The sequence below is a fragment of the Sphingobium lactosutens genome, assembly GCF_013393185.1.
Classification (GTDB): domain Bacteria; phylum Pseudomonadota; class Alphaproteobacteria; order Sphingomonadales; family Sphingomonadaceae; genus Sphingobium; species Sphingobium lactosutens_A.
This window is the reverse complement of sequence record NZ_QJQX01000016.1, coordinates 1-25,410: the sequence shown is the minus strand read 5'-3', so window position 1 is coordinate 25,410 and position 25,410 is coordinate 1. Positions and strand designations below refer to the sequence as shown.

At 61.7% G+C, this 25,410-nt stretch carries 26 protein-coding genes and 2 pseudogenes; 12 read left to right on the top strand and 16 right to left on the bottom strand.

Annotation, left to right across the window (positions count from 1 at the left end; genetic code table 11):
- The 6 genes and pseudogenes from DM806_RS01080 to DM806_RS01055 all read right to left on the bottom strand — a co-directional run.
- Positions 1-1,041, bottom strand: a pseudogene (locus DM806_RS01080) (IS256 family transposase); the annotation flags it as partial.
- A 333-nt stretch (positions 1,042-1,374) separates the two neighbouring features.
- On the bottom strand, positions 1,375-2,190 hold the full coding sequence (locus DM806_RS01075) for a hypothetical protein (RefSeq protein ID WP_218647274.1): 816 nt from the start codon (positions 2,188-2,190) through the stop codon (positions 1,375-1,377).
- Positions 2,187-2,456 (bottom strand): hypothetical protein, encoded by a 270-nt coding sequence (locus tag DM806_RS01070; protein ID WP_179041432.1) that lies wholly within the window; start codon positions 2,454-2,456, stop codon positions 2,187-2,189. The genes DM806_RS01075 and DM806_RS01070 overlap by 4 nt, the downstream gene beginning before the upstream one ends.
- A gap of 447 nt (positions 2,457-2,903) precedes the next feature.
- Entirely contained in the window at positions 2,904-3,689 is a 786-nt protein-coding gene (locus tag DM806_RS01065; RefSeq protein WP_179041431.1) for an ABC transporter ATP-binding protein, read from the bottom strand.
- Positions 3,683-4,693 carry an ABC transporter permease gene (locus DM806_RS01060; RefSeq protein ID WP_179041430.1) on the bottom strand — a complete coding sequence of 337 codons (1,011 nt, stop codon included), beginning with the start codon at positions 4,691-4,693 and terminating at the stop codon, positions 3,683-3,685. Before DM806_RS01060 ends, DM806_RS01065 begins: the two co-directional genes overlap by 7 nt.
- Before the next feature lie 9 nt (positions 4,694-4,702).
- Entirely contained in the window at positions 4,703-5,773 is a 1,071-nt protein-coding gene (locus DM806_RS01055; protein WP_179041429.1) for an ABC transporter substrate-binding protein, read from the bottom strand.
- Positions 5,774-6,096: 323 nt separating this feature from the next.
- On the opposite strand from DM806_RS01055, the gene DM806_RS01050 reads away from it, so the two are divergent.
- Genes DM806_RS01050 through DM806_RS01035 form a run of 4 tightly spaced genes read left to right on the top strand, consistent with a single transcriptional unit; the run spans position 6,097 to position 10,922 of the window.
- Positions 6,097-8,376: a TonB-dependent receptor gene (locus DM806_RS01050; protein WP_179041428.1), complete on the top strand. Its 2,280-nt coding sequence runs from the start codon at positions 6,097-6,099 to the stop codon at positions 8,374-8,376.
- A 16-nt stretch (positions 8,377-8,392) separates the two neighbouring features.
- The gene (locus DM806_RS01045) at positions 8,393-9,391 is read left to right on the top strand and encodes an MBL fold metallo-hydrolase (RefSeq protein ID WP_179041427.1); all 999 of its coding nucleotides are present in this window, start codon (positions 8,393-8,395) and stop codon (positions 9,389-9,391) included.
- 15 nt (positions 9,392-9,406) lie between these two features.
- Entirely contained in the window at positions 9,407-10,207 is an 801-nt protein-coding gene (locus DM806_RS01040; protein WP_179041426.1) for an SDR family NAD(P)-dependent oxidoreductase, read from the top strand.
- Positions 10,208-10,220: 13 nt separating this feature from the next.
- Positions 10,221-10,922 (top strand): SDR family NAD(P)-dependent oxidoreductase, encoded by a 702-nt coding sequence (locus DM806_RS01035; protein WP_179041425.1) that lies wholly within the window; start codon positions 10,221-10,223, stop codon positions 10,920-10,922.
- Positions 10,923-11,025: 103 nt separating this feature from the next.
- Here DM806_RS01035 and DM806_RS01030 read toward each other — a convergent pair whose 3' ends face one another.
- The 3 genes from DM806_RS01030 to DM806_RS01020 all read right to left on the bottom strand — a co-directional run bounded on the left by DM806_RS01030 (position 11,026) and on the right by DM806_RS01020 (position 16,319).
- Complete coding sequence (locus DM806_RS01030) at positions 11,026-11,940, bottom strand: formylglycine-generating enzyme family protein (protein WP_179041437.1); 915 nt, start codon at positions 11,938-11,940, stop codon at positions 11,026-11,028.
- A gap of 83 nt (positions 11,941-12,023) precedes the next feature.
- Positions 12,024-13,922 carry a sulfatase-like hydrolase/transferase gene (locus DM806_RS01025; RefSeq protein ID WP_179041424.1) on the bottom strand — a complete coding sequence of 633 codons (1,899 nt, stop codon included), beginning with the start codon at positions 13,920-13,922 and terminating at the stop codon, positions 12,024-12,026.
- Positions 13,923-13,934: 12 nt separating this feature from the next.
- Positions 13,935-16,319, bottom strand: a complete 2,385-nt coding sequence (locus DM806_RS01020; RefSeq protein WP_179041423.1) for a TonB-dependent receptor — start codon at positions 16,317-16,319, stop codon at positions 13,935-13,937.
- Between the two features lie 51 nt (positions 16,320-16,370).
- Between DM806_RS01020 and DM806_RS01015 the strand changes: the two genes are divergently transcribed.
- Entirely contained in the window at positions 16,371-16,532 is a 162-nt protein-coding gene (locus DM806_RS01015; protein ID WP_179041422.1) for a hypothetical protein, read from the top strand.
- A gap of 37 nt (positions 16,533-16,569) precedes the next feature.
- On the opposite strand, the gene DM806_RS01010 is transcribed toward DM806_RS01015, so the two are convergent.
- Together DM806_RS01010 and DM806_RS01005 are read right to left on the bottom strand one after the other, a co-directional pair.
- Positions 16,570-17,775, bottom strand: a complete 1,206-nt coding sequence (locus DM806_RS01010; RefSeq protein WP_179041421.1) for an ROK family transcriptional regulator — start codon at positions 17,773-17,775, stop codon at positions 16,570-16,572.
- 309 nt (positions 17,776-18,084) lie between these two features.
- Positions 18,085-18,423 (bottom strand): LysR substrate-binding domain-containing protein, encoded by a 339-nt coding sequence (locus tag DM806_RS01005; RefSeq protein WP_179041420.1) that lies wholly within the window; start codon positions 18,421-18,423, stop codon positions 18,085-18,087.
- On the opposite strand from DM806_RS01005, the gene DM806_RS01000 reads away from it, so the two are divergent.
- The 4 genes from DM806_RS01000 to DM806_RS00985 all read left to right on the top strand — a co-directional run bounded on the left by DM806_RS01000 (position 18,409) and on the right by DM806_RS00985 (position 21,211).
- Positions 18,409-18,819, top strand: coding sequence for a VOC family protein (locus tag DM806_RS01000; RefSeq protein ID WP_218647273.1), 411 nt, complete (start codon positions 18,409-18,411; stop codon positions 18,817-18,819). The genes DM806_RS01005 and DM806_RS01000 overlap by 15 nt on opposite strands.
- A gap of 72 nt (positions 18,820-18,891) precedes the next feature.
- Positions 18,892-19,542, top strand: coding sequence for an SDR family oxidoreductase (locus DM806_RS00995; protein WP_179041419.1), 651 nt, complete (start codon positions 18,892-18,894; stop codon positions 19,540-19,542).
- Positions 19,543-19,856: 314 nt separating this feature from the next.
- Positions 19,857-20,708 carry an SDR family NAD(P)-dependent oxidoreductase gene (locus DM806_RS00990; protein ID WP_179041418.1) on the top strand — a complete coding sequence of 284 codons (852 nt, stop codon included), beginning with the start codon at positions 19,857-19,859 and terminating at the stop codon, positions 20,706-20,708.
- Positions 20,709-20,779: 71 nt separating this feature from the next.
- The gene (locus DM806_RS00985; RefSeq protein WP_179041417.1) at positions 20,780-21,211 is read left to right on the top strand and encodes a DNA-3-methyladenine glycosylase I; all 432 of its coding nucleotides are present in this window, start codon (positions 20,780-20,782) and stop codon (positions 21,209-21,211) included.
- Here the strand turns inward: DM806_RS00985 and DM806_RS00980 are convergent.
- Positions 21,170-22,057 carry a glycoside hydrolase family 28 protein gene (locus DM806_RS00980; protein ID WP_372859148.1) on the bottom strand — a complete coding sequence of 296 codons (888 nt, stop codon included), beginning with the start codon at positions 22,055-22,057 and terminating at the stop codon, positions 21,170-21,172. The two genes, DM806_RS00985 and DM806_RS00980, sit on opposite strands and share 42 nt — an antisense overlap.
- Positions 22,058-22,143: 86 nt before the next feature.
- Between DM806_RS00980 and DM806_RS00975 the strand changes: the two are divergent.
- A pseudogene (locus tag DM806_RS00975) lies at positions 22,144-22,363 on the top strand (IS110 family transposase); the annotation flags it as partial.
- Between the two features lie 333 nt (positions 22,364-22,696).
- On the opposite strand, the gene DM806_RS27055 reads toward DM806_RS00975, so the two are convergent.
- Entirely contained in the window at positions 22,697-22,828 is a 132-nt protein-coding gene (locus tag DM806_RS27055) for a hypothetical protein (RefSeq protein WP_256869024.1), read from the bottom strand.
- A gap of 185 nt (positions 22,829-23,013) precedes the next feature.
- Between DM806_RS27055 and DM806_RS00965 the strand changes: the two genes are divergently transcribed.
- The gene (locus tag DM806_RS00965) at positions 23,014-23,367 is read left to right on the top strand and encodes a type II toxin-antitoxin system RelE/ParE family toxin (protein WP_179041415.1); all 354 of its coding nucleotides are present in this window, start codon (positions 23,014-23,016) and stop codon (positions 23,365-23,367) included.
- A 5-nt stretch (positions 23,368-23,372) separates the two neighbouring features.
- Complete coding sequence (locus DM806_RS00960) at positions 23,373-23,711, top strand: XRE family transcriptional regulator (RefSeq protein WP_179041414.1); 339 nt, start codon at positions 23,373-23,375, stop codon at positions 23,709-23,711.
- Here DM806_RS00960 and DM806_RS00955 read toward each other — a convergent pair.
- The 3 genes from DM806_RS00955 to DM806_RS00945 form a co-directional block, all read right to left on the bottom strand.
- On the bottom strand, positions 23,665-23,955 hold the full coding sequence (locus DM806_RS00955; RefSeq protein ID WP_179041413.1) for a hypothetical protein: 291 nt from the start codon (positions 23,953-23,955) through the stop codon (positions 23,665-23,667). The two genes, DM806_RS00960 and DM806_RS00955, sit on opposite strands and share 47 nt — an antisense overlap.
- A 725-nt stretch (positions 23,956-24,680) precedes the next feature.
- On the bottom strand, positions 24,681-25,274 hold the full coding sequence (locus tag DM806_RS00950; RefSeq protein WP_372859145.1) for a plasmid pRiA4b ORF-3 family protein: 594 nt from the start codon (positions 25,272-25,274) through the stop codon (positions 24,681-24,683).
- Positions 25,271-25,410: transposase domain-containing protein (locus DM806_RS00945; protein ID WP_179041412.1), on the bottom strand; the 140-nt coding region annotated here is incomplete at its 5' end. The genes DM806_RS00945 and DM806_RS00950, both read right to left, overlap by 4 nt.

Here is a 25,410-nt window from a genome sequence, read left to right as displayed (position 1 = left end):
TGCCGATCACGTCTGCCCTTCGCTTGATCTCCTTGTTGACCCTTTCCAGTGGATTTGTGGAGGCGATCTGCGCCCAATGATCCTTGGGGAAGGCCATGTAGGCGAGCACGTCCTCGCGTGATGCGTCCATCATGTCGGCCAGCTTTGGAAACTTCTCGCGCAGGGCATCGGTAACCTGGTCCCACTGCTGTTGCGCCGCCTCGGCCGTCTCCTGCGCGAAGATGGTCTTGATCATGGCAATGACAGCGGGTCGTTGTTTCGGCGCCGCATGGGCGAACGCATTGCGCATCCAGTGCACCCGGCAGCGCTGCTGGGTCGCGGAAAATACCTTGCTGGCGGCAGCGCGCAGCCCTTTGTGATCGTCGGCGATGACCAACTTCACACCGCGCAAGCCTCGGTCAGCCAGAGAGCGCAGGAAGGCTTTCCAGAAAGGTTCGGCTTCCGACGGGCCGGTGGCCACGCCCAGAACCTCGCGTCGGCCATCGGTGTTGACGCCCACCGCGATTATCGCCGCCGTCGAGACAATCCGTCCGCCCTCGCGCACTTTGAGGTAGGTGGCGTCGATCCATAGATAGGGCCACTCGCCTTCAATCGGTCGCGTGAGGAAAGCGTTCACCCGCTCGTCGATCTCGGCAACCAAACGGCTGACCTGGCTCTTTGAAACACCGCTGGCGCCCATCGCCTTGACCAGATCGTCGACCGAACGGGTCGAAACGCCGTGGACGTAGGCTTCCTGGATCACTGCCGCCAAGGCCTTCTCGGCGGTGCGGCGTGGCTCCAGGAAGCTCGGGAAGTAACTGCCTTTGCGCAGCTTCGGGATCGCCAGATCATCCGGCCAGCTCGCGTATCCCAACCCCGCTCGCGGTAGCCGTTGCGGTGGTTCAGCCGCTCCGGGCTGCGTGATCCGCAAGGCACGCCCGTCTTCGCCTCGATCTCGAGATCCATCATACGCTCTGCGGCGAAAGCCAGCATCTCACGCACCAAATCGCTATCAGCCCCTTGCTCAATCAGCTCGACAAGGGCCATTCTGTCCTCGGTCATCGTCTTCTTCTCCAGGTTCGAGTTCGCATCCGAACCCTACCAGAAGATCGACGGTGGCCACCCTCTCAGGGAAACCTTCCTACACCACCCCGCGGGACACGACCTCGCCAGGTCCGGAAAGGCAGCTATTCGAATTTCGCCCTTCAAAACTGGCCGTTGCACGCTTTCGATCAAAGGATACTGAGAGCGGCTGTCCTCCGGCGGTAAAGTTTCGGCTCGAGGCGACCAAACACCCGCGAGATCTGCGCACAAACCACCGCCCGTCAAGTCGCCGCTCAACCGGCCATCGCAAATGTCGCGGCGCACTGAGATGCTCGGACTGATCGCTAACGTTTATCTCGGTCGCATCTTACGACAGCGGTATTCTGCATCGATCATTTTCGATGGAAAACTGCTCCCGTCCCGGCCAACGAAATCCCAGCCCTCTCGGCACACCATGACGGCCCAGCGTATGTTCCGATATTGATACCAGCTGCGCTCGTCTTTCACTTCATTTGCATCAAGTGCAGTGCCGCCCCAACCGATGCCGGGACATTCCGCACCAGCCAGGTGCTTGTCATAATTTGGAGCAGGTGTGCCGTCCGCCCTGTCGGGATTGATGCACGTCATCAATATGATCGGATAGCTACAGGTGTTGATGAGCTGATAATGCCCATAGGCCATTTGAGAGCCCATCTCTTCTGCGATCGGTTTGATGAAAGGACAATTGCCATGATTCATATCGTCATAAAGATAGGGGTCCGCCGCTGTTGGTGTCTTTGCGGCCGGTGCCCAGTCTCCCAAAGCGGCTAAATCAGCGTCCCGCTCCGCATCCCGTCCACCTGAAGACGGCGCAGCCAAAGGCGTCTCTTGTTGCGGCGTTTGCCTGTCGGCGGCGCTGTTCCCTCCTCCGGCGGAAACGCCCGGCAATGCGCCAAATTTTCCCTTCACCCTCGTCGCGAGCAGTGCAAAGTCCTTTTCACAATCGGAATGTTCGTCAGCAGCCCGACTGCATCCATTGACGAAAGTTCCGGTGCCATTGAAATACCGGCTGTCTGGCGGATTGAAAGCGACGTAGCTTCGCCATGTCGTGCTTCCCTCCATGATGCCATTATGGAAGCTGCTCGATACCTCGGTCCAGTTTCCCCGCAACTGACCTCGGACTGTCATGGCCTTGAAACACCGGGGCCGTTGATCGGTTGCCCGGCCGTACAAAAGCCGCTCCAGAGAAACTCGTCATCCTCTCCATCGAGATACGCCCCGTTACCCGCCTGATCGTAGAGAAAACATCCTCCCTTGAGGATGACCTTCACAATCATCAGACCTTCCGTCTCGGGCGCATCGAAATCGGGATATCCGTTGGCGCTTAATTGCGATTGGCTGGGCGTCGCCAACGCCAGCAACAAGATCGCAATCGCTGTAAGAAGATGCCGCATATTCCCCCCCCCCAACAAAGTCGTTATGCTTATGGCGCAGGAAACGGCGGTGTCCACATCTTTGCGCGGCCCGGCGATTGCCCGCTGCAGGCGCAAGGCGAGGCCTCTATAAAGGAGCATATTGCCCAAATTTGACGGGGTTTGAGTGCACGCTTTGCACCCACTTTGCGCTTGGTGTTCCACGACACCCGTTCGCGTGCGGCGGGATCAAATTCTGATAATCCCATGACACTTTCCTCGGTCCACGATGGCCCGACCGAAGAACGCTAAGGGAGGTCGACCCATCGGTCGCTCAGCGGCAAATTTTTCGCCCCCAAGTGCGGACGGGCAGCTTCTGGTTATCTGTCGTTACAATTTGCCATTAAAGTACGTCATTCACCAAACTGCCTATCGGAATCGACATGTCGTTTTCGCGGCAAAGATCGCTCCGATGGTACTTATTTTCATTCACAGCTCATGGTCATGACCGAGAGACACCAGAATTTCCCGACGTAGCACCTGCAATTCTGGTGCATCCCGATGTCGAGGATAGGCGGCATCGACCCGGATTTCACGCACGATGCGCGCCGGGCGCGGGCTGAAGATGATTATGCGCTCCGCAAGCAGAAGCGCCTCTTCGACGTCATGGGTCACGAGTAGAGCCGTGAAACGGGCATCCTGCCACAGCCTCACCAATTCGGCCTGCAACGTCATACGGGTTAGCGAGTCGAGCTTGCCCAAAGGTTCATCGAGCAGCAGCAGGCGCGGATTGTTGACCAGCACCCGCGCCAGCGCCGCGCGCTGGGCCATGCCGCCTGACAGTTCGTTCGGCAGGGAACCCGCGAAATCGCGCAGGCCGACCAGATCAAGCGCTCGATCAATCCGGTCCTGCGCCCCCTTGGCCTGCCCGGTCGCTTCCAGACCCAAGGCGACGTTCTGCCTCACGGTGCGCCAAGGATAGAGAGTCGGATCCTGAAAGACGAGCAGGCGCGACGGGTCGGGACCGACGATCCGCACCTTATCCGCGCCGACCTTTCCCGTGCGAGGCGCATCCAGACCGGCAATCAGTCGCAGCAGGGTGGATTTGCCGCAGCCGCTGGGGCCAAGCAATGCGACGAACTCGCCGGGCGCGACGTCGATCGTCACATCGTCCAGCACGTCCAGCCGACCGTCCTTGGTGTCGAACCAGTGGCCAACGCCGCGGGTCTGGATCGACAGGCCCTGATCAACGGGGGCGTCCAATGTCGTTACCATCGCACGATGCCTTTCTGCCAGGCCAGCACCTGGTCACGCACATGGAAGAGCAGGCTGATGAGCCCCGAAAAAAGCAGCGCCATGACGATCAGCGCGCCGTAGAGATTGGCGTAGGCCGCCCATCCCTGCGCCCATTGCAGATACCAGCCCAGCCCTGCCTTCACCCCCATCATCTCGGCGATGATCAGGACGGCGAAGGAAGAGCCAAGTCCCATGAACAGGCCGACGAAGACATTGGGCAGGGCCGCAGGCACAGCGACCTTCAGGATCAGGAACCGCTCCGACCCGCCCAATGTTCGGGCGATATCATAATAGGCCGAATTGACGCCCTTCACACCCGACGCCGTCAGCACGGCCACGGGAAAGAAGGTCGCTAACCCGACCAGGAAAGTGCTGGCACTGTGTGAGCCGGGAAAGAAGAAAAAGGCGATGGGCAGCCATGCCGTGGCGGGAAGCGGTCCGACGAAGCGCAGCACCGGATGGCCCCAGTAATTGGCCGCCTTCGACCAGCCGATCGACACCCCCGCCAGAAAGCCCAGCGCGCCGCCGATCACATAGCCGGGGATCAGCAAGACGAGCGATCGCCAGACACTCTCGAACAGCCGGGCCGCGTCGTCGGTATAGACTTCCAGTATCGACTGCGGCGGCGGGAAGAAGGGGAGCGGGAGCAGGCCCGTCTTGGCCGTCAATACCTGCCATAGCGACAGGATCGCGGCGAGCGCGCCGAACCAGCGATCATAGGGATGGATTGCCGCGAGGCGCACTCCGCCCAGCAGCGCCGCGCCCGCCAGAAACAGGGCTACGCCGGTTTCCAGCAAAGCCAGCAATCCTGTGCGCACCCATGGCGTCAAGTCTGGCCATGCCCATGTCAGCGCCGCGGTCAGCGCCCATGCCGCGGCGGCGGCCAGCCCGCCCCGCCATGGGGTCGGCAAGGCCACCCCCGGCCTGTCTCCAGTTATCGCCGCCAGTGACGCGAAGCGATTTGTTTCGGCTAAGCTGTTCATATCGCCTCCTCAGGCATCCAGCGTGTCGACGACCTGCGACGCGAAGACATCGGGCACAATATTGGGTTTCATCACGCCGACATCGCGCAGTTCGCCCGCATAGAGCGCGACTTCGCGGTGCAGGTCGCGGCCTACCGGGTGATGATTATGCGTTTGCGTGTGCAGCACCGCGACCAGATCCTCGACGCTGGCCTTGGCATAGGGCGCAAAAACCTTCGCCACCGACTCGGGCTGGACCGAACATAGCGATGCCGCCGCCACCAGCGATTTGGACAGGGCGACCGCCGACTCCCGGTCGTCCCGGATCAGCGAACCACTGGCCCCCAGCACGCAGCAGACGCGATCGTCCCAGGGTTTGGACAGGTTGGACAGCACTTCCACCAGATCGCCGCCTGATTCCTTCTGAAGGACATAGGCGATGGGATCGGAATCGACGAAGGCGTGGATTTCACCCTTCCTAACAGCCTGCGCCAATAGGGGCGCGGGGAAGGCCTTCCACTCCACGTCGCGATTGGGATCCAGGCCGTTATGCTTCAGCAGCACGGCCAGCGCATTGCGGCCCGCGCCCGAAATGTCAGACAGGCCGATCGCCTTGCCCTTGAGACTGGCGATGTCGTCGGTAATCCCCTGCTGCCGCGATCCCAGCACGCGAATGCACCCGCCATGGGTGCCGGCGATCAGCTTAACGTCGAAGCCCTGTTCCAGCGGCTTGATCCAGCGCAGGATCATACCCACGCCCGCATCGGCCTTGCCTGTGGAAATCGCTTCCAGCAACTGGTCGGTCGAACCGGAGAAATTGAGCAGTTCGACGTCCAGGCCGAACCGGTCGTAAATGCCATATTCCTTGGCCAGCAAGGCTGGCGCCAGGCAAATGGCGTTGGCGTTCCAGGCCAGCGTCAGCTTGCGCTGGCCCTTTGCATTGCGCGGCAGTTCTCTCGGTCGCAGCGCCGCATATCCCCCGGCCCCGGCAAGCCCTGCCACCGCCACACCCCCGATCAACAGGTTACGGCGGCTGATCGGCGAGGACCGCTGCGTAGGTTCCGGTTCTGCTATATCGTCCAGTTCGGGCTTGTCGGTCATTTCTGCGCGCCAGATTTGATGAAGAGGAACATCGACCTAACCGTCAATCCAACCACACAGTCATTTGTTCTTCTTATAGATTTCGACAAAAACTCAACCTATAATAAAATCAATAGTTTTCTTAAAGTATCCGCAATATATTAATGAAATTTTCGTTATATTTGAAGTATTTATAAGTATAATAAGTTCTTCGATGGCCAGTTAAACTTTGTTGTCGATCGACAGGATCGAACCCTAGCCCGTCGTCCTCACACTATATCGGGGGACTGACGATGATACCGGATAATGACACCGGACGTCGCATTGCGCGCCATTTAGGATTGATGACGACTTCGACCACCGCCTTGGCCCTAGCCTGCCTGTTCGCCGGCATGGCGCAGGCGCAGGCGCAGCCGGTGGCCAGCGCGCCGACCGCCGCTCCAGCCGCAGCGGAGGAAAATGCGCCTGAACAGGGATTGGGCGAAATCACCGTCACCGCATCCAAGCGGTCGGAAAATATCCAGAAGACGCCGATCGCCGTCACCGCCGTAGGCGCCGATGGGATCAACCAGTTAAAAATCTCGGACTTCCGCGATCTGGCGGGCCGCGTACCCAGCCTGCTCGCGCCGCGCCGCTCCACCGCCTATACGACCCAGACCTATTCGATCCGCGGCATCGGCGAGATTGACACCTATCCCGAACCGACCGTCGCCGTCTATGTCGACGACGTCTATCTCGCCCGCACTGTGGGGTCGCTGTACGACACGCCGGACCTGGAACGGGTCGAGGTGCTGCGCGGACCGCAGGGCACGCTCTATGGCCGCAACAGCAGCGCCGGGGCCATACGCTTCATCACCAAGGACCCGACGGCCGACCGGGAAATCTTCGTCGGCGCCACCTATGGCAGCTTCGACAATCTGGACCTGCGCCTGCGCGTCAACGGCGCGATCCTGCCCGACGACAAGCTGAACGGCGCTTTCTCGATCATCCGGCGCAAGCGCGACGGCTGGCAATATAGCGTGCCGCTCAACAAGCATGTGAACGATATCGACCTGCTGGTCCTGCGCGGCAAGCTGAAGTCGCAACTGTCAGACCGGCTGACCGTGACTTTATCGGCCGACGGCATGTTCGATCGCTCGACCCAGAGCTATTACACCCCGGTCAACCAGCCCAATGGCGTGCCGTCAGGCAATAAGACCGACCCCGACCTGACCTGGGCCGATACGCCACCTTATAATTCGACCGAATCCTTCGGCGCGTCGCTGACGGCGGCCTATGAACTGGACAATCATCTGACGCTCAAGTCCGTCACCGCTTGGCGCGGGCTGGAAGGACCGATCTATTATGACAATGACGGCGTCGTCGCGATCAAGGGCGACAGCTATGCGGGCTTCAGCCAGCGACAACTGACGCAGGAGTTTAACCTGAACGGCGAGTTCAACCGGCTGAACTTCGTTGCAGGCCTTTATTTCTTCTACGAAAAATTCTTCAACAACCGCCTCAACCAGGCGACTGCGTCGAGGACCGACGACATCGGGTCGGTTTCGCGCATCCGTAATACGCTGCGCACCTGGAGCTATGCCGCTTTTGGTCAGCTCAATTACAAGGTGACGGATGCACTGACCGCGACGGTGGGCGCCCGCTATACAGTCGACCGGCGCAAATATATCTCCTTCGTCGGCAACAGCGTGGGCGTGCAGTTGCACAATCCGACGCAGTGGAATTTCGATCCCGACGTCTATGAAGCGCAATATGGTCCCTACCAGACCAGCTTCACAGCGCGCCCGGCCCCCAAGAATTTCTCAAACTTCACGCCCAAGCTGGGGCTGCAATATCAATGGGCGCCTGATATCTTCCAATATGCCTCTTACTCCAAGGGCTTCAAAAGCGGCAGTTTCGACCTACGCAGCGCCAGCGTGCTGGGTTCGACCATTCCTTTCGAACCCCAGGTCATCACCACCTACGAAACGGGCCTCAAGACCCGGTTTCTGAACGATCGGCTGGTCGCCAATATCGCCGTCTATTATAACGACATCAGCGATTTCCAGGTCCGTTCCACCTCACCCGCCACCCCGACGCAGCCCGCCTTCAACGGTGTGCTGAACGCTGGTGACGGCGTGTCGAAGGGCGTGGAACTGGAACTGTCGATCGCGCCGATCGACGGGCTGCGGATCGACACCAGCGGTTCCTACACAAAGACGCGATACAAGACCTTTACCGCCGCCCTGCCCTTCAATGTCGCCGGGCGCACGACCCTGCTCGGCCTGGAATTTCCACTCGCGCCCAAATGGCAGTCGTCGGTCGCGGTTAACTATACGCTGCCGATCGACACGCCGGGTAAATGGCGTATCGGCGCGGACGCGCAATATGAATCGCGCCGCTTCATCGACATTTATAACACCGAACAGACCAAGGTTCGTGCCCAGACCTTCGTGAACGGCACGATCAATTATGCGAGCGAGGACGGCAGCTGGAACGCGGGCGTTAACGTCAAAAATGTCTTCGACCTACGCCGTGGCCAGGCCGGCGGCTATTCACCCGTCAACTCAGGGTCACAGGTCAATTATTACCGCGCCTATAACGAACCACGCACGGTCAATATCTTCATCAACAAGACCTTCTGACGGATTGGACAGAGCCATGCATCGTTCCTTCATCCCGATCGGCCTCTCGTTGCTCGCCGCCGCCGCAAGCGCGCAGACCGTCTCAGACACTCCCGCGGCCTTGGCCGAAGCAGCCAGGGCGCGGGCGATTGCCAGCGACGACCTGAAGGCGCCGCTGTTCCTTTGCGAGCCCCATGGCGGCGGCGTCGTACGGCAGGCGCTGGAAACGGGCAGCAAGCAATGGCTGGAGCCTGCAAAACTGTTCGACAATCTCTTCTATGTCGGCAACGGGTTCGTCGGCGTCTTCGTCCTCAAGACGAGCGACGGCCTGATCCTGTTCGACGCGTCGCAGAGCGAGGCGGAGGCGCGCAATCATCTGGTGCCCGGCCTCCAGAAGCTGGGCCTCGATCCCGCGACGATCCGTTATGTCGTCGTCACTCACGGCCATTATGACCATTTCGGCGGTGCCGCCTGGTTGCAGAAGACCTATGGCGCGCGGGTGGCGCTGAGCGCGGCGGACTGGACCCTTATCGAAAACACCCCGGCCGATGCGATCGAACGCAGCGGAATCATATTGCCCCAACGCGACCTGGTCGTCGCCGATGGCCAGACGATCACGCTGGGCGACACCAAGGTCACGCTGTACGTGACGCCCGGCCATACGCCCGGCGCGGTGTCGGCGATCGTGCCGGTGCGGCTGGATGGAAAGACGCATAATCTCTCCCTGCTCGGCAGCACAGCCTTCCCCGCTTCGATCGAACCGACCGAGAAAGTGGGCGGGCTGAAAGCCTATGACGCGTCCGTCCTGCGTTTCGCCCGCATCAGCAAGGCTGCGTCAGCGCAGGGCATCATCAACACCCATATCTTCGCCGATGGCACCCGCGAACGGATCAATACGATGGCCGCGGGACAGGGTTCTCCCAATCCCTTCCTTCAGGACGCGGGCACAGTGGGCCGCTATTACCAGATTCTCCATCACTGCCTGCTCGCCGCGCAATTACGGCCACAGGCGGATAACATCTGGCTCCCCAAATAAGCGAAAGGACAGGATATGGACCTGCAACTGACGGGCAAGCGCGCCCTTGTGACCGGCGGCAGCCGGGGTATCGGCAAGGCGATTGCCCGCGCCCTTGCTCAGGAGGGCGTCCATGTCCTCCTGTCCTCGCGGGACGCTGCAACCGGAACAGCGGCCGCCGAACAACTATCGAAGGAAACAGGCGGCGAGGTCCATGCCTTCGTGGCCGACACACGCGATGACGGACAGGTCAATGCGTTAGTCGAGCACGCGGTCAATCTGCTGGGCGGCCTTGATATCGTCGTCAACAATGCCGCCCGCCCCGGCGCGCAGCCTGCTGTCCCCGGCGTCGCAGGCGTCGCATCCGACTATCTGCTGGACGAACTCAATACCAAGCTTGTCGGTTATTTACGCATAGCCCGCGCCGCCGCGCCGCATCTGGTCGCCAATGGCTGGGGCCGGATCATCAACATCAGCGGCTTGGCGGCCCGCCAGTCAGGCACGATCCCCGGATCGACCCGCAATGTGGCGATTGCAGCGCTCACCAAGAACTTGGCCGATGAACTGGGGCCACGGGGCGTCAACGTCACGGTGCTGCATCCCGGCGCGACCCGGACCGAGAAGACGGCCGATGCCATCGCGCGGAAGGCGGCGGCCGAGGCGATTAGCCTGGAGGACGCGGAAAAGGCGCTGTTCGGCCAATCGCTGATCGGTCGCATCGTCGAGGCCGAAGAGGTCGCGGCCGTCGTCACGTTCCTCGCATCCCCGCGCAGCGTCGCCATCAATGGAGACGCCATCGCGGCGGGCGGCGGAAGTCCTCGCGCGATCCACTACTGACCGGAGATCGGTTATGGCTAATCTTCCCTATAAGAGCGCACTCATTGTCGGCGCCGGCCCTGGCATCGGCGCTTCGGTGGCACGCGCCTTGACAAGCGCCGGCCTCAAGGTCGTCGTGGCCGCCCGCAATCCGGATCGACTACGCGGCGTCGCCAGCACGAGCGACGCCATCGCTCTGGAGGTAGATGCTACCAGTCCGACATCGGTGGCGCATCTGTTCGAGCAGACCGAACGGGTCATCGGCGTGCCGGAGGTTGTACTTTATAATGCGAGCGGACGGGTGCGCGGTGCGATAACGGACCTGGACCCAGAATTGGTTAGACGCTCAATTGAAGTGTCTGCGTTTGGCGCTTTTCTGGTCCTGCAACAAGCGGCGAAAAGGCTCGTTCCTCTCAGTCGCGGTGCCATCTTGCTCACCGGCGCGACCGCCAGCGTCAAGGGCTTCGCCAATTCCGCCAGCTTCGCCATCGGCAAGTTCGGCTTGCGCGGCCTGGCTCAAAGCGCAGCACGTGAACTGGCGCCCAAGGGCATCCATGTCGCCCATTTCGTGATCGACGGGGCAGTGCGCAGTCAGGAGCGCCTCGACCCGCTGGAAGCGCCAGACAGCACGCTCGATCCAGAGGCCATCGCGCAAACCTATCTGTCTGTGCTGGCGCAACATCGTAGTGCATGGAGCTGGGAAGTTGAACTTCGCCCATGGGTGGAGCCATATTGAAGCTTTTTAGAGGGACCAATCGGGAGAACGCCCCATACCAACCATTCATCTGCCAATGCTGCGTTCCCAACTGTGAACAGTCCGCTCTCGCAAATGAAGCGGGTTATTGCCGCACGATGCACCGAAAACCGATGTGGGACGTGGAACTGTCGATCGCCTGCGGCCAGCGCGCCGCAGGCCGGTAACGCTGACAATAATTGGGCGCGCAAAGATGAGAGCCGCCTTTGAGAACGCGCCGGGGTATGGAAATGGGCGTGGCGGGGTCTGCGCTCTCCTCGATCTTGCGACTTTCGCGATCCGGGCTTCCGCAACACGATATTCCCCGATCGGGCGCGTCAGAATTCCAGTCTGACGTCCATTCCCACACATTGCCGATCAGATCGTACAACCCGAACCCGTTGTTCGGATAGTTGCGCACGGGCGCTGTCCGCTCCAGACCCGGCGTGGCGCGATTGAATGCGGGGAAATCACCGTCCCAATATTGGGCGAGGCGTTGTCCGCCCGGCTCCAGCTCATCGCCCCAGGCATAGGCCGCGCCATCCAGTCCCCCACGCGCCGCATATTCCCACTCGGCTTCGGTCGGCAGTGCCTTGCCTGCCCATCGGGCATAGGCATCCGCGTCCTCAGCCACGACATGCACGACGGGATGATCCTCCCGCCCCTCGACACCGCTGCCCGCCCCCATGGGCTGCCGCCAGTTGGCGTCAGGTACGAAGCGCCACCAGTCCGGCGCCATCTCGCCCGCGAATGCCAGCGTCGCGGCGCCCTCCGGAGGCTGGAAGACGCAGGAACCGGGCATCAGCATGTCCAGCGGATAACCGGGGAATTCATGGGCGGAGAGGAACCGCTCGGCAAAGGTTACATAGCCGGTAACGGCGATGAAGCGGGCGCAGGCTGCGTTGGTGACAGGCGTCTCGTCCATCCAATAATCGCCGACCGTGACCGTGCGGACGGGAGCCTCCTCTGGATAGAAATTCTCCGATCCCATGGGGAAGGTTCCGCCACGGACCAGACGCATGTCGGCCAGTTTACCGCTGCGCGACTTTCCCTTCTGCTTGCCTGGCTTAACCGAGCGCGTCATAACGCCATCCTCCGACCGGTCTATCCGCCCACGACGGATTTGGGCGGGCTACGCATCATCTGCTCGATATCGAACATCTTCATCGCGGGTGTATAGGTCCCTTTCAGCTTTGCGGCCAAATATAAGCCTGCGCGAGAGAGATACTCATGATCGGTCGCCGCTGCGGTCTCGATCACGGGCAGCACCGCACGCGCTGGCTCCCCGATATAGGTGAGCGCGTTGAGCGCCTGGAGCCGGACCTGCCAAATCTGACGGTCCCCCGCCAGCGCCCCAAGCAGCCCAACAGCATCGGCACTGGACCAGAGCGTTGCGACCGCTTCGGCTGCGGCGATCCGGACCTGCGGCACTGGATCTGACCGCATGATGGATTCAAGCGCGGCCCTGCTTTCCGCCAGCGGCACGCCATGGATCAAAAGACCAGTGGCCGCCCAGTAGCGGATGATGGCATTGGCGTTCGTCAATTCGCGGACTAATAGCGGCGCCTGGGCCGGGTCACGCCCGGCCGCCGCCCCGGCAACAGCGACAATCTGTCGGAGCGGATAGACTCCGGCGGATTTGCTTTCGACATACCCCTCCCCGGCCATGCCTTCCGGAATGAAGCCATTGTCATTGATCGCCAGCAGGTGATCGTCGAGCGCGCGGCGCAGTTCGGTCGCCTTTGCAGAGGCCCCGGATTCGTCGATGCGGTTCGTCACCTGATCGGGATCGGCGGTGAGGTCGAACAGTTCCTCATACGGCTTGGGCCGGAAAAATCGGGCCTGCGTTTCGTTCAGGGCGCCCGCCAGATAGGCGGCCTCCCACTCCTGATAGCCCTTCGCCAGCCATTCGAACGCCTGATGCTGTCCCCATGGCCGGTGCGGCATGTAGTGGCGGATGTAGCGCCAGCGGCCATCGGTCACTGTGCGGGTGAAATCATAGCGCTCGTCCATGCGGTTGCGCATGCCAAAGGCGTAGCGGACAGGCACGGACTTCCGCTGCCCCAGCAACGGGCGGCCGGTCATCTGCGCCGGTTGCCGTACGCCTGCTATCGCCAGCACGGTGGGCGCCAGATCGATGAAGCTGACCGGTGCATCGATGATGTCGCCCGGCGCCGTTGGTGCAAGATGTCGCCATTTCGGCGGGACATGCACCACCAGCGCGCACCGATGTCCCTCGTCATAGCAGTAGCGTTTCGAGCGGGGCAACACGCCGCCATTGTCCGAATAATAGAAGATGATGGTGTCGTCCGCGAGGCCATCGGCTTCCAGTTCCGCCAGCCGCGCGGCGATCTGTGCGTCCATCTTCTCCATCAGATTATAATAGGTCGCATAATCCTGCCGGATGCCGGGTGTGTCGGGCAGATAGGGGGGCACGCGCACGTCGGCAGGCGTCACCTTGCCGACCACAGGGCCGAAGACGCGCGATTCGTGCGTCATCTCATGATTGAAGACCGCCATGAACGGCTGCCCGGTGGGAGCATGCCGCCAGTGTGCGTCCTTGCCCTGCCGGTCCCAGATGGCGGCGGGTTGGACGTCGCAATTATAGTCGGTCTTGGCATTGTTGGTGCAGAAATAGCCCGCCGACCGGAGCAGTTCGGGATATGTCCTGAACTCCTTTGGAAAATGCGCCACCGCCCGCATGTGGTTCGCAGGGGCGCAGCTTTCGGGGTAGACGCCGGTCAAGATCGCAAAGCGCGACGGGGCGCAAACGGGTGCATTGGAATAGGCATTGCGAAACAGCGTGCCGCCCTTCGCCAACCGGTCGATGGTCGGCGTGTGGGCCAGCTTGTCGCCATAGGCACCGATGAACGGGTTGTTGTCCTCGCTCACCAACCAGAGGATGTTGGGGCGCTTTGCGCTCCCCCCACCCGCCGCCGCGACCTTTGCAGCGAGGCCGAGCGCTGCACTGCTCCCGATGAGCGTGCGACGGGTGATGGCCATATCCTATCTCCTTTAGAAGCGGATCGAGGCGGTCGCCCCGACATAGCGGCTCGCGGCCTTGGGCACATTGGCGTAAAGGTCGACCAGCGCCAGATTGGCGGGGCTGAGGTTCGCACCGCTCATCGACGTATAATAATTCTGGTCAAACAGGTTCTTCACAAAGGCGCTAAGGCTGTAGCGGCCGTCGGCGGTGCGCAGACCCGCCGTCAGGTCAACGATGGCATAACCGTCTTGCACCAGCAGCGGGTCCTGCTCGACTGCGAAGATCTGGTCGCTCTGGAATGTCAGGTCGGTCTGGACGAAGCCCACGAAGGCGCCGCTCACTTCATGCTCAAACCGGGGGCTGAGCGAGATGCGCCATTTGGGCGAAGCGGGGAGTTGTCCGCCGCGCACGTCCTGCACCGCGCCGCTTGTGACCGTCGCACCCGCGCCGTTGAGATACTGATAGCGATAGCAAGCGTTGACCGGGCGCGCGCCGCCCAGCGCGACCGTCGGTGCCGCAGTCTGGAACTGTACCGGGCAGTTGAGGCCATCGGCGTTGATGCTGGCGTCGGTGTAGCTCAACGCGCCTGTCAGGCTGAAATGCGGCGACGGCCGCACAGTCGCCTCGACCTCGAAACCCTTGGTGCGGGAGGAGCCGGCATTGGTTTGCACGAACTGGATAGTGTTCAGCACCGGATCGGAGCGGTTCGCCTGAATCTGGAGATTGGCATAGTCAGCCATGAATGCCGCCACGGCAAAGGACAGCGTGCCATCGGCGGTGCGTCCCTTGAAGCCCACCTCATAGGCATCGACATGCTCCGGCAGCACGGGTCTCTGGTTAGCGAAGTCCGCGCCGCTCTCCGTATCGAAGCCCAGCCCCTTATAGCCGCGGGTGTAGCTGGCATAGGCCTGTGCATTGCGGCTGAACTCATATTGCACGCCTGCCTTGCCGGTGATGGCGGTGTCATTGGCCGTACGCACGGCATAGGCAGACGCCGCGCCGCCGAAGTTGCCGTCGCCCGCGACGATCGGGCCGGTGCGCTGGCCGCCGACCGTCACCTTCTCATATTGCACGCGCAGGCCGCCGATCAGCTTGAGGCCGCCGACAACAGCCCACTCCGCCTGACCGAAGCCGGAAATGTTGTAGGAATCCAACTGCGCGAAATGGGCAAGCGACTGATAGGCGGACGGCGTGCAGGGCTGACCAAAAGTTCCCGTGGCGCAAATCGCGCGGCGGCGTGAGAAGGCTCGGTCGATATGCAGGTCGGAATAATAGGCTCCGACGACATAGGTCAGGCGTCCCCCACCATTGGAAGCCGCGCGAACCTCTTGGCTGAACTGCTCGATGCCGGTCGTGCCATAGTTGAAATCGAACTGCCCGGCTCCGCCCGCCGTCACGAAGATCGGCACTGCGCTGCCCAGCCGGTCCGGCTCGAAATTATTGGCGATGTCGTATTTCTGGTATGCCGTGACCGAGGTCAACGTCACGCCGCCCAGATCGAGATTGCCTTCGAGAGAAACGGTGGTCTGTTTGCTATCGGCAAAGGTTGCGCCATTGTTCCACGACTGGCGGTTGTTGCGGGCTGCGCCCGTGTTGCCGACCAGCTGAGAGCGCAGCGGATTGCCGATCCTGACCAGCACGCCCTGACAGCAATCAGCGTTGTTCTTGCGGTAATCGGCAGCGAGCAACAGGTTCAGCCGGTCGGCTGCATCCCATTCCAGCTTGCCCCGCACGCCCCAGCTGTCAAAGCCATTCTCCTTGCGGCCGGTGAACGCGTTGGAAATATGGCCGCCCACATCATTGTAATAGCTGGTGACACGGGCGCGCAGGCTATCGGTGATTGGGCCGGAGACAGAGCCGCTGGCGCGATATTCGTTGCCCTCCGCAATGGTCGCGCTGGCCCGGCCCTCGAAGGTTTTGGAAGGCCGCGCCGTCACGACGTTGATGACGCCCGCACTGGCATTCTTGCCGAACAGCGTGCCCTGCGGTCCGCGCAGCACCTCCACCCGCTCGATATCGGCGAAGTCGGTGAAGCTCTGCACCTGCCGCGCCGCAACTACCCCGTCGACGACCACGGAGACGGAGGCCTCCACGCCCTGATTGAACAGAGATGTGCCGACGCCGCGAATGCGAAAGCTGCTGTTGGTAGGGTTATTGCCCTGCTGAAAATTCAGCGAGGGCACAGCCTGCACGAGGTTGCTCGTGTCGAATATCTGGCGATTGGCCAGCGCATCGCCATTCAGCGCCGTCACCGCGAGTGGCACGTCCTGAAGGCGTTCGGTCCGCTTCTGTGCCGTGACGACGATGTCGCCGCCCTCCCCTCCTTCGGTCTGGGCATGCGCCGCCGTCAAGACGATCAGGCTCGCGGTGCCGGTGAGCAGGCCGTTGCGCAGAACGCGTGCGATGTTGAACATGAAACCCCCTGGATACAGCAAGCCGCCATCGGCCGCGCGGAGACGGCGCCAATGACAGGGACGCTGAATGATGATGTGATCTGGATAGCCGCCGTCCGTTCAGGACGTATCGCTACTGACTGGCGTGGTCGCCTCGACAGTCCGCGCGACCTGCCTGCCATCAAGCAGAATGTAGGTCGTGCGGTCGATCTCTACCTACTGGATAGAAATTAATTTGGTCAACCAACAAAATACGGGTGTCGACAATAGTTCAGCTTTGTCCGGCTATCCCAAACGTGTCGCCGCGATACAGGCCTTCGAGGGCAAGAGCCGCCGTCCCCTTGCGATAATCATCCTCATCAAGCAGGCGGAGGTCGATCCGGGTTCGAGCCAATATGGGAGGAAGTATCCGGCTCTCCACCGCCTGCCGAAAAGGTTGGGCGATGAGGCGAAGAAGGTCGGGTCGCGCACAAGTAATCACCACTCGGCCCGGATCATTTTCGTTCACATGGTTCGATACGGCCGTGCCCAGAGCTTTCCCTGCCGTGTCGAACAGGGCGGGCTGGTCCGTTGCATCCGCCAGACGCACCGCTTCGTCAAAAGCCTGCTGGCGCTCGGCAAGCGATGACAGGGTCAGGCCTTTCATCCGCGCGAACTCGGATGCGATTCCGCTGACGCTGGCATAGGCGGTCAGGCAGCCACTGCTGTTGCAATAACAAGGTCTTCCGCCTTCGAAGGCGATCTTCACATGGGAGAATTCGCTGTTCATGCCATTGTAGCCGACCTGCATCCGCCCCCCGGCATAACGCGACGCATTCATCCCGACCTCCAGCAGCGCGACCAGAGTGAAGTCATCGAGCTGGCCCTCGGCCTCCGTTCCAAACCAATGTTCCGCACGCGCGATTGCGGCGGCCCGATTGTCGAGGCTGACAGGAATGCCGATACGGTCCGCGACGAGAGTGGCGAGAGGCACATCATGGTGCGTCCTGCTGGATGGCAGCCAATGCGCTATGCCGTCGCGATGATTGACGAGACCGGGCAGGATGATTGCGGCGTGCCGGATCAGCGCGCGCGGCACGACCCCGTCGGCAAGGGCCGCCTCGAAAGCATCGACCATGAGATCGGGCAGTGCCGCCATGTCGTCCAATGGTCCGGTCGTCGCCTCCCGGGAATGGATTCTCATCCCCTTCAGGTCGATGATATCGACCGTGGCGCGGCCATCCATCAGGGGAAAGAGGCCGATCGCATAGCCGGCACCGGCATCGATGCTGAGGAGCGTGCGCGGCCGACCACGCCCGCTGGCGGCGCTCTTTTCCTCGACCAGCAGGCCGCGCCGCATAAGCTCGGCCGCCAGTTCCGTGACCGTGGCCCTGTTGAAGTCCAGCCGTTCGGCAAGCTGCACCCGCGAAAGCGGCCCCTCGCGACGAATGAACTTCAATGCCCGTAATTTACTATAATCCGGATTGTTCAGATGCACGTGAACCTCAAGCCGATCTGGCTTAGCTTCCGAGCTTCAGTATGTCGAGCGCAACGCATCCGACCCTAATCAGACGGACCCGCGGCCAATTTTCGCTCCCCAGGTGCAGACCGTCAGCTATTCCAGCGGCTGTCGACCAAAGCCCGCCGTTCCAACCCAATTCGGAAAGGTGGGCTCTCGGGGGAAAAGCCGCCGTTCGCGCGTACGCTTGGATGCAGGCCGTCACTATTGTCGACGATCATGAAAAGAGCTGTTTCCGCCGAAGCATCGCGTAAACCTGACAACGCAGCGAACGGCCGATCTCCTGCGTCAACTGCTCGTTACCTTGAGGGAGTCGATGACAGCGCGCAGTCCCGCCGAGATATACCGCCGCGTGGGATAGTAGAGGTATAGCCAGTCCTCGGGCACGATCCAGTCACCGAGGCAGGCCACCAGCCGCCCGCTCTCGACATAGGGCCGCGCCCGATCTTCCCAGACATAGGCCAGTGCTACCCCAGCGAGTGCGGTCTCGATCATCAACTCGTGATCATGAAGTGCTACCGGACCTTTTACCTCGACGTCGATTTCCTCACCGTTTTTGCCGAACGACCAGGGATAGCCCACTCCGCTCGGATACATATTGCGCACGCAGATATGCGCGGCCACCATGTGGCGGTGCGCACGCCGGACCTTCAGACCGCGCTCGACTTCTATGTCGGCACGCTCGACTTCCGTGTCGTCGCCAAATGGGATTATGCCGACGAGCAGCTCGCTTATGTGGCGCCCGCGACCGACGATCACTTCTACATCGAGATCCTCGGCGGCGGCGATCCGCAGCCGCAGGATGTGCGGCCCTATACCGATCTCGGCAGCAGCCTAGGCTGGGCGGGCTATCACCACTTTTGCCTGAATGTCGACAGCGTCGAGGCGACTGTCGAAAAGCTCCGCGCCCGCGGCGTCACCATCGTCACTGAGCCCTTCGTGCTCGAAGCGATCAGCCGCAAGCTCGCCTTCTTCTGCGACCCCTTCGGCAACCTGATCGAGCTGGCCGAGGTGATCGCCTGATTTCCCCCACAAGCTGACCGGCCGTCCCTCGCGTGAGGGGCGGCCAGCCCCCTCACGCAAAGGAATTTCATCATGTCCAAGTCCATCATGATCATCGGCGCCGGCCCCGGCATCGGCCAGGCGGTTGCTCGCAAATTCGGCCGCGAAGGCTGGCAGATCGTCCTCACCGGCCGCAGCGCGGAGCGCCTCGCTGGCCTCACCGCCGAACTCGCAGCGGACGGCGTCACGGCGCATGCGGTGCCCGCCGACGCCACCGACCCGGCCGCGATCCGCGCCGCTGTCGCCAAAGCCGAAGCGCTGACCGGTGGCCTGACCGCGGTCCATTTCAACGCAGGCGTCGTACGCAACCAGGACCTGTTCTCGATGACCGACGCCGAGATCGCCAGCGACCTCGCGATCGACGTTACGGCGGGATTCAACACCATTCGCGCGGCGACGGCGCTTTTCGGCACGCGTGGCGGCACGATCCTCGTCACCGGCGGTGGCCTCGGCGTTCAACCGAGTGCCGACTGGGCCGTGCTCGGTGCGGGCAAGGCAGCGCTGCGCAACATGGTGCAGGGTCTCGCCGAGCCGATGGCCGAGCGAGGCATCCGCATTCGGATCGCCACGGTCGCGACGCTGGTCGCGCCCGAGTCCGACGAAGCCCGCGGCGCGGCCGATGTCTTCTGGACCCTCGCCACCGATCCGAACGCCGCCCGGGAGGCGGTCTATCCGGCCGCCTGACCGGCGACCCGCAACGGAGTAACACCAAGGCGATGATGAATCGATTCCCCGACCTTCTCGCCAAGGAAATGGAACTGACCTTCGCCACCGCGATCGACCCCCGCGGCTGATCGCTGTCTCCTCTCGATCGAACACCGACGGGCCGTGCAGTCAGACTGCACGGCCTTTCTTTTTACCCGCCGTTTTCTATTGATGAACCTCACTCAGCACAGATTGGAATATTCGGCGGATTATCGCGGCAATGCCTGACGGCTATTTCAGGGCTCAAGCCGAACGGCCCCTCTGGCACCGGCCAAGCTGAAAGGAATGTCCCCATGAACACCTGGTTCATCACCGGCGCCTCGCGCGGTTTCGGTGCTCTCATCACTGAGCGCGTCCTCGCCCAGGGCGATGCCGTCGTCGCCACCGCCCGCAATCCCAAGCAGATCGCCGATCGCTTCGGCGATCATCCTAATCTCCTGGCCATCGCGCTCGACGTCACCGACGAAGCCCAGGCTCGTGCAGCCGCCGACACCGCCATAGCCAAATTCGGCAAGATCGACGTCTTGCTCAACAATGCCAGTTTCGGCCTGATGGGCGCTGTGGAGGAAGCCAGCGCCGCAGAGGTCGAGGCGGTTTATCGCACCAATGTGTTCGGGCTGCTCAATGTCACCCGCGCCGTACTGCCGCATATGCGCGCCGCCAGGTCTGGCCGGATCCTCAACATCTCGTCGATCGGCGGCTATCGCGGCGCTGCGGGGTTCGGGGTCTATTCCTCGACCAAGTTCGCGGTCGAGGGCCTTTCCGAAGCCCTCCACGCCGAACTCGCTCCGCTCGGCATCCATGTAACGGTGGTCGAGCCCGGCTATTTCCGGACCGACTTCCTCGATGCGACCTCGCTCAGCGTCAGCCCGACGATCATCGAGGACTATGCTGCGACCGCCGGCCGCGTGCGCAATGTCGCGACCGGGCTCAATCACAATCAGCCCGGCGATCCCGTACGGCTTGCGCAGGTGCTGATCGACTTTGCCGACACGCCCAACTCGCCGGTGCGCCTGCCGCTCGGCAGTGATACGGTCGCCACGATCGAGGCGAGGCATGTCTCGGATGCCGCGATCCTCACAGGGTGGCGCCAAATCTCGGTCTCAACCGATTTCCCTGTCGAACCTACCACCGTCGCCGCATGATCGCATAGCTGGTCCGCCCGGGGCGTCGGCGCTTCCTCCGCCGCCGACGCCCCAACCAAGGAGGCGTCGCCATGACACGTGTGATCGTCATCTTCGAAGATGCCATCGCATCGGTCGGCCTCGCCATGGCTGCGCTCCAGGGACTGTTGCTGCGCGCCACCTATGTCGGGATTACTGGCATCCTCATCGAACTCTCCGGGCGCGTCGCCCTCACCGTGATCCGTGCGACGATCACGGGTGCCCAAATCTATTGCGAAATGGCTGAACGCGGCGAGAGCTTCGCGGAATTCTGCTGGTCATTCACCGACCGCAAGCAGATCAAGAATGCTGGCGGCGATCGGATCGCAAGCTCTCCGCTATCTGAAACCATCTCCAAAGAGATAAAACGGCGGGGTTTCAAGTTTGTTGGCCCGACTATCGTCTACGCCTGGATGCAGGCTGCCGGCATCGTCAACGGCCATTTAATCGGCTGCTTCCGGCGAGAGCTGACGTTCAACGATTAGCTTGCCAGGGACCGCTTTGTCCCACATCCAGTCCACCGATGTCGACCCATTCAAGACGTTCAGCGTTCGATTTTCGATCCCCAAGTGCCGACCGTCCGCTATGCCGATCCATGACATAAGCAGACAACATGATGCGGCTAGCAACCGATCTGAGAAGCCAAGCACATTCGTCAGGTCGACGGCTTTACCTGTGATCTCGCCGACATGGACATCGCTCAGTGTCACACCTTTGACGGGCAGCGCCTCCTCTCCCCGAACGCTGGCCCGATATTGGGCCGAAGCAGCGGTCACATTCCGAATGTGCAGCCCCTCGATCGGCGTCAGCTTGCGCTGATAGGTCGGTACCAGCGTCCGCCACTGATACAGCACATCTGTATCGACGCTCAGCACGCCACCCGCGATCGCGGTCGAATTGATATTGGAAAGATGAATGTTCCGGACGAACCCGCCGCGCCGTTCGTTGGTCTTGACGAACAGCAGGTTGTTGAGCCTGCTCTTCACCCCTTCCCCTTGCTCGACGCGGCAATGGTCGACGAACACATTCTCGATCCCGCCGGAAATCTCGCTGCCGATCGCCATCAACTGATGGCCGTTCTTCACCAGGCAATTGCGCATGACGATGTTGCGCGACGGGGTCGCAAGTCGCCAACCATCATCCTCTCGCCCGGATTTGACGGAAACAGCATCGTCGCCCTGATCGAATGCGCAATCTTCGATCAATATATTCTGACTCATTTCGGGGTCGACGCCATCATTATTGTGGCCATGCGCAGAAATGCGAACGTCCCGGATCACCACGTCGCGACAAAGATAGGGATGGATCGTCCAGAAGGGGCTATTCTGGATCGATAGCCCCGGCAGAATGAGATGAAGGGGCCACCAACTAGGGAATTTTCAAAGCCCACTTTTGCGGAGAATTGCAGGACCGATGACAGATCAGCAAGGCAGGCAATCCTGATGTCCGCCGCACGCTCTACGAGGCAGCGTCGGCGATGCTCACCCGGTTCAAGGGGCGCGACACGATCAAGAGCTGGGGGCTGCATCTGGCCAAGACCAAATGCCACGCCAAGGCGCGTGTCGCGGTCGCCCGCAAGCTCGCCGTCACCATGCATGCCATGTGGCGGGACGGCACATTCTACGTCGGCGATCCCGATACCGCCGAGCAGGACATCATCATCCGCAACGCCGCCAAGGTGCAGCGCCTTGCCGCCGCCCGGTCATGACGAAGAACAACCCGGCGCCGTCACGATGACGGCCCTAAGCGCTTAAGGAGGTCCGCGCGAGCGGCAGAGGAATGGTACAGACCAGGAAAACGGGAAGCACGATATCTCGCCTGTGGCCGGCATCGCCGGACCACGCACGAATGCCTGTGATGCTACCCCGTAAATCCGATAGCGACATGCGCCGCGACGGTTCGAACGCTGCTTGCGAGCAGCTCCAACACACCGTCGATGAGCCCGGAAGAGTGCGCGGCGTACCGGACCTTTACTGCTTCATCAGCCGGGTGAGCGGCGGCAGCGCGTCGAAGGCGGTGCGATAGGCCTCAACGCCGTGCATGGCGCTGCGCTCGCTCTCTGCCTTGCCACCAGTTGATCTCGCTGTCCGTGAGCGGGGCATCGCGCGATGCCTTGTAGAGGGTGATGCCCGCCTCGATCCGATCGAGGATGAAATGACCCAGGCTGCCGGCAGCACCGCCACCGACGCCCAGGCCCTGCTCGACGCCCTCGATGCCGAAGCCGAGGAAAGTGAGAGTATAGCCTGAGGGCTATGGACAAAATATAGCTTGTAAGGTATATGGCAGCATGGCCTGGATGGTTCTCTATCATGATGCGTTCCTCCCTGAACTGGAGTCGCTGCCGGAAGCAGTACAGGACGGGTTGTTCACGTTGGCCGAGTTGCTGGTCCTGAGTGGCCCGACGCTGGGACGACCGCATGCGGATACCCTTGCCGGGTCGAAGCACGCTAACATGAAGGAACTGCGGTTCACGGCAGATGATGGGGTGTGGCGCGTGGCGTTCGCGTTCGATCCCAAGCGCCGCGCCATCATCCTGGTTGCGGGGGACAAGAGCGGGGTGGCGCAGCAGCGGTTCTACAAGGCGCTGATCGCCAAGGCCGATGCCCGGTTCGCCGAGCATCTCGACACGTTGAAAGGATAAGCGATATGCCTGTCACCCATGAAGAGATGATGGCGCGCCTTCCCAAGGACCGCCAGGAACGTATCAAAGCCCGTGCCGCCGAGTTGCATCGCGAGGTCGAGGGCCTCAAGGCGCTGCGCAAGCTGGCTGAGCGCAGTCAGGAACAGATCGCGCAGAGCCTAGGGATCAAGCAGCCCTCGGTGGTCAAGATCGAGCGGCAGACCGACCTCTATCTCTCCACCCTGCGCCGGTTCGTGGAAGCTGCCGGCGGGACGCTCGAACTGCGCGTGGAGCTTCCCGGCACCGGCCCGTTCACACTTACCGGCGTGGGCGAGATCGACGCGGCTCAGCGTTCGGCGGCCTGACGCCGCAACTCTGGTCGAACTCGGCCATGGCCTTGGCGTCGATCGCTCCGACCCTGTGCAAAGCGCGAGCCGAAGCATGGATCGCGGCGAAGGCATTGCCGGAATCTGTTGCGGCCCCCGTGTCGGCATCATCGGCCACGGGCACCTCGATGACGTGAACACGCAGGCCCGGCACATGCTCGCCACGAGCATGTGCCAGTGCCTCCTTCAGCCCCGCAATCAAACTCTCACCAATCTCGCTCATGCCTTGATCCATAGCCCTGCCGGCGAGGGTTGACCAGAACGGGGGCACCGGGCCACACCTCGATCCATGGAGGGGGCTGCACGCATATCACCATCTCAGCCGCTGCTCTCCTCTGCGCCGAAAACCGCGTCAGGGGGTAAAAACTGCGCGCGTCAGCTCGCTCCAAGGCGAGCGCCCCGCAACCCTTTGAACCGCATCAGGAAAACCTACCTCTGCACACCCCGCCGCGTCAGGGCTTCTATACTCGGAAAGGCTCGCGTGGCACTTGCGCGGCGCCTCGCGGTCATCATGCATGCCATGCTGCGCGATGGCACTTTGTTCCAGGCATAAGGTGAGGTAGAATCAATGCGCCAGCAGTGAAGCGTCAAAGCTGATCTGAGGGCGGTGTCCCGCGAGGGAACGCAGGGACGGACGATCTGCGAAGGTTGACGGATGGGCCACCAAGCCCGCTTCGAGTCAATGTAACGTCCGGCCTTGTGAGACCCGATACAGCACGACCGAACTCCATCTCGGCCAGTGCGGACAGATCCGCGAAACCCTCAAAGGGACAACACCGCTCAGCTCTGCAAATTACAGATCCTGAACCTAGTTCCTGGTGCCACTGCTTTCGCAGATTGGACGGCGCTATGATGAGGATGCGCCGTCTCCCTTCAGCCCACCGCTGCGAGATGACCAATCCGGCTTAGATCGTAAGCGCCGACGGAAGGCGGCATTGACGCGGCCTATCAGGCTTTCCGGCGTGTCCGTGGCGCCCATTTTTTCGCGAGCGCTTCCAGCCTTGCCTCGATCAGGGGGATATCAGGCTTGGCGTTGGGATCATGGTCGTCGCCAAGGGTTTCCAGCGCCTCTTCATGATATTCATGCTGAGGATCGCCGAGCGCTTCGAGCTTTTCGGCATAGCCCCATGGTCCGCCACAGTCCTCTGGCGGCCGCATGCCTATTGCATCGAGGATGAGCGGATATGTCAGGTGCGGGCTGGCCGCGCTGACGCACTCGATCTTCACGCTATGCTCCCAGGCGTCGCCAAAGTCGTAGAGATATCGGAAGGTCTTGCGCCTTGTATCCGCCAGGACCTGGGCGAGAGTGGCCTTACGGGCGTCGAGCGGTCCGTCGAAGCCATATTCAGGATCAGGGATGCCAAAGCCGGTCTGCCCGAAGCTCATTTCCCACAGGTGAGAGTCCGTCCATGAGAAGGCGGTCTGGATGACGGTGTGCAGACGGTCCAGGCGGATATTGAGCGGCACCTCCAGCGTTCGGCTGACGGCCGGTGTGACATCGTCCAGCGTAATCTTCATCCGCACGACAGTGCCGTTGCTCACGCAGCCTTCTCCAGATCGTTGGTCAGCCTCGATGTCTGCCATTTCCACGGCAGGAAGTCATCGATCCGATTGATCGGGTGGTTGCCGATGCGTTCGATGACGTCGGTGAACCAGGCTTCGGGCTCGACGCCGTTTA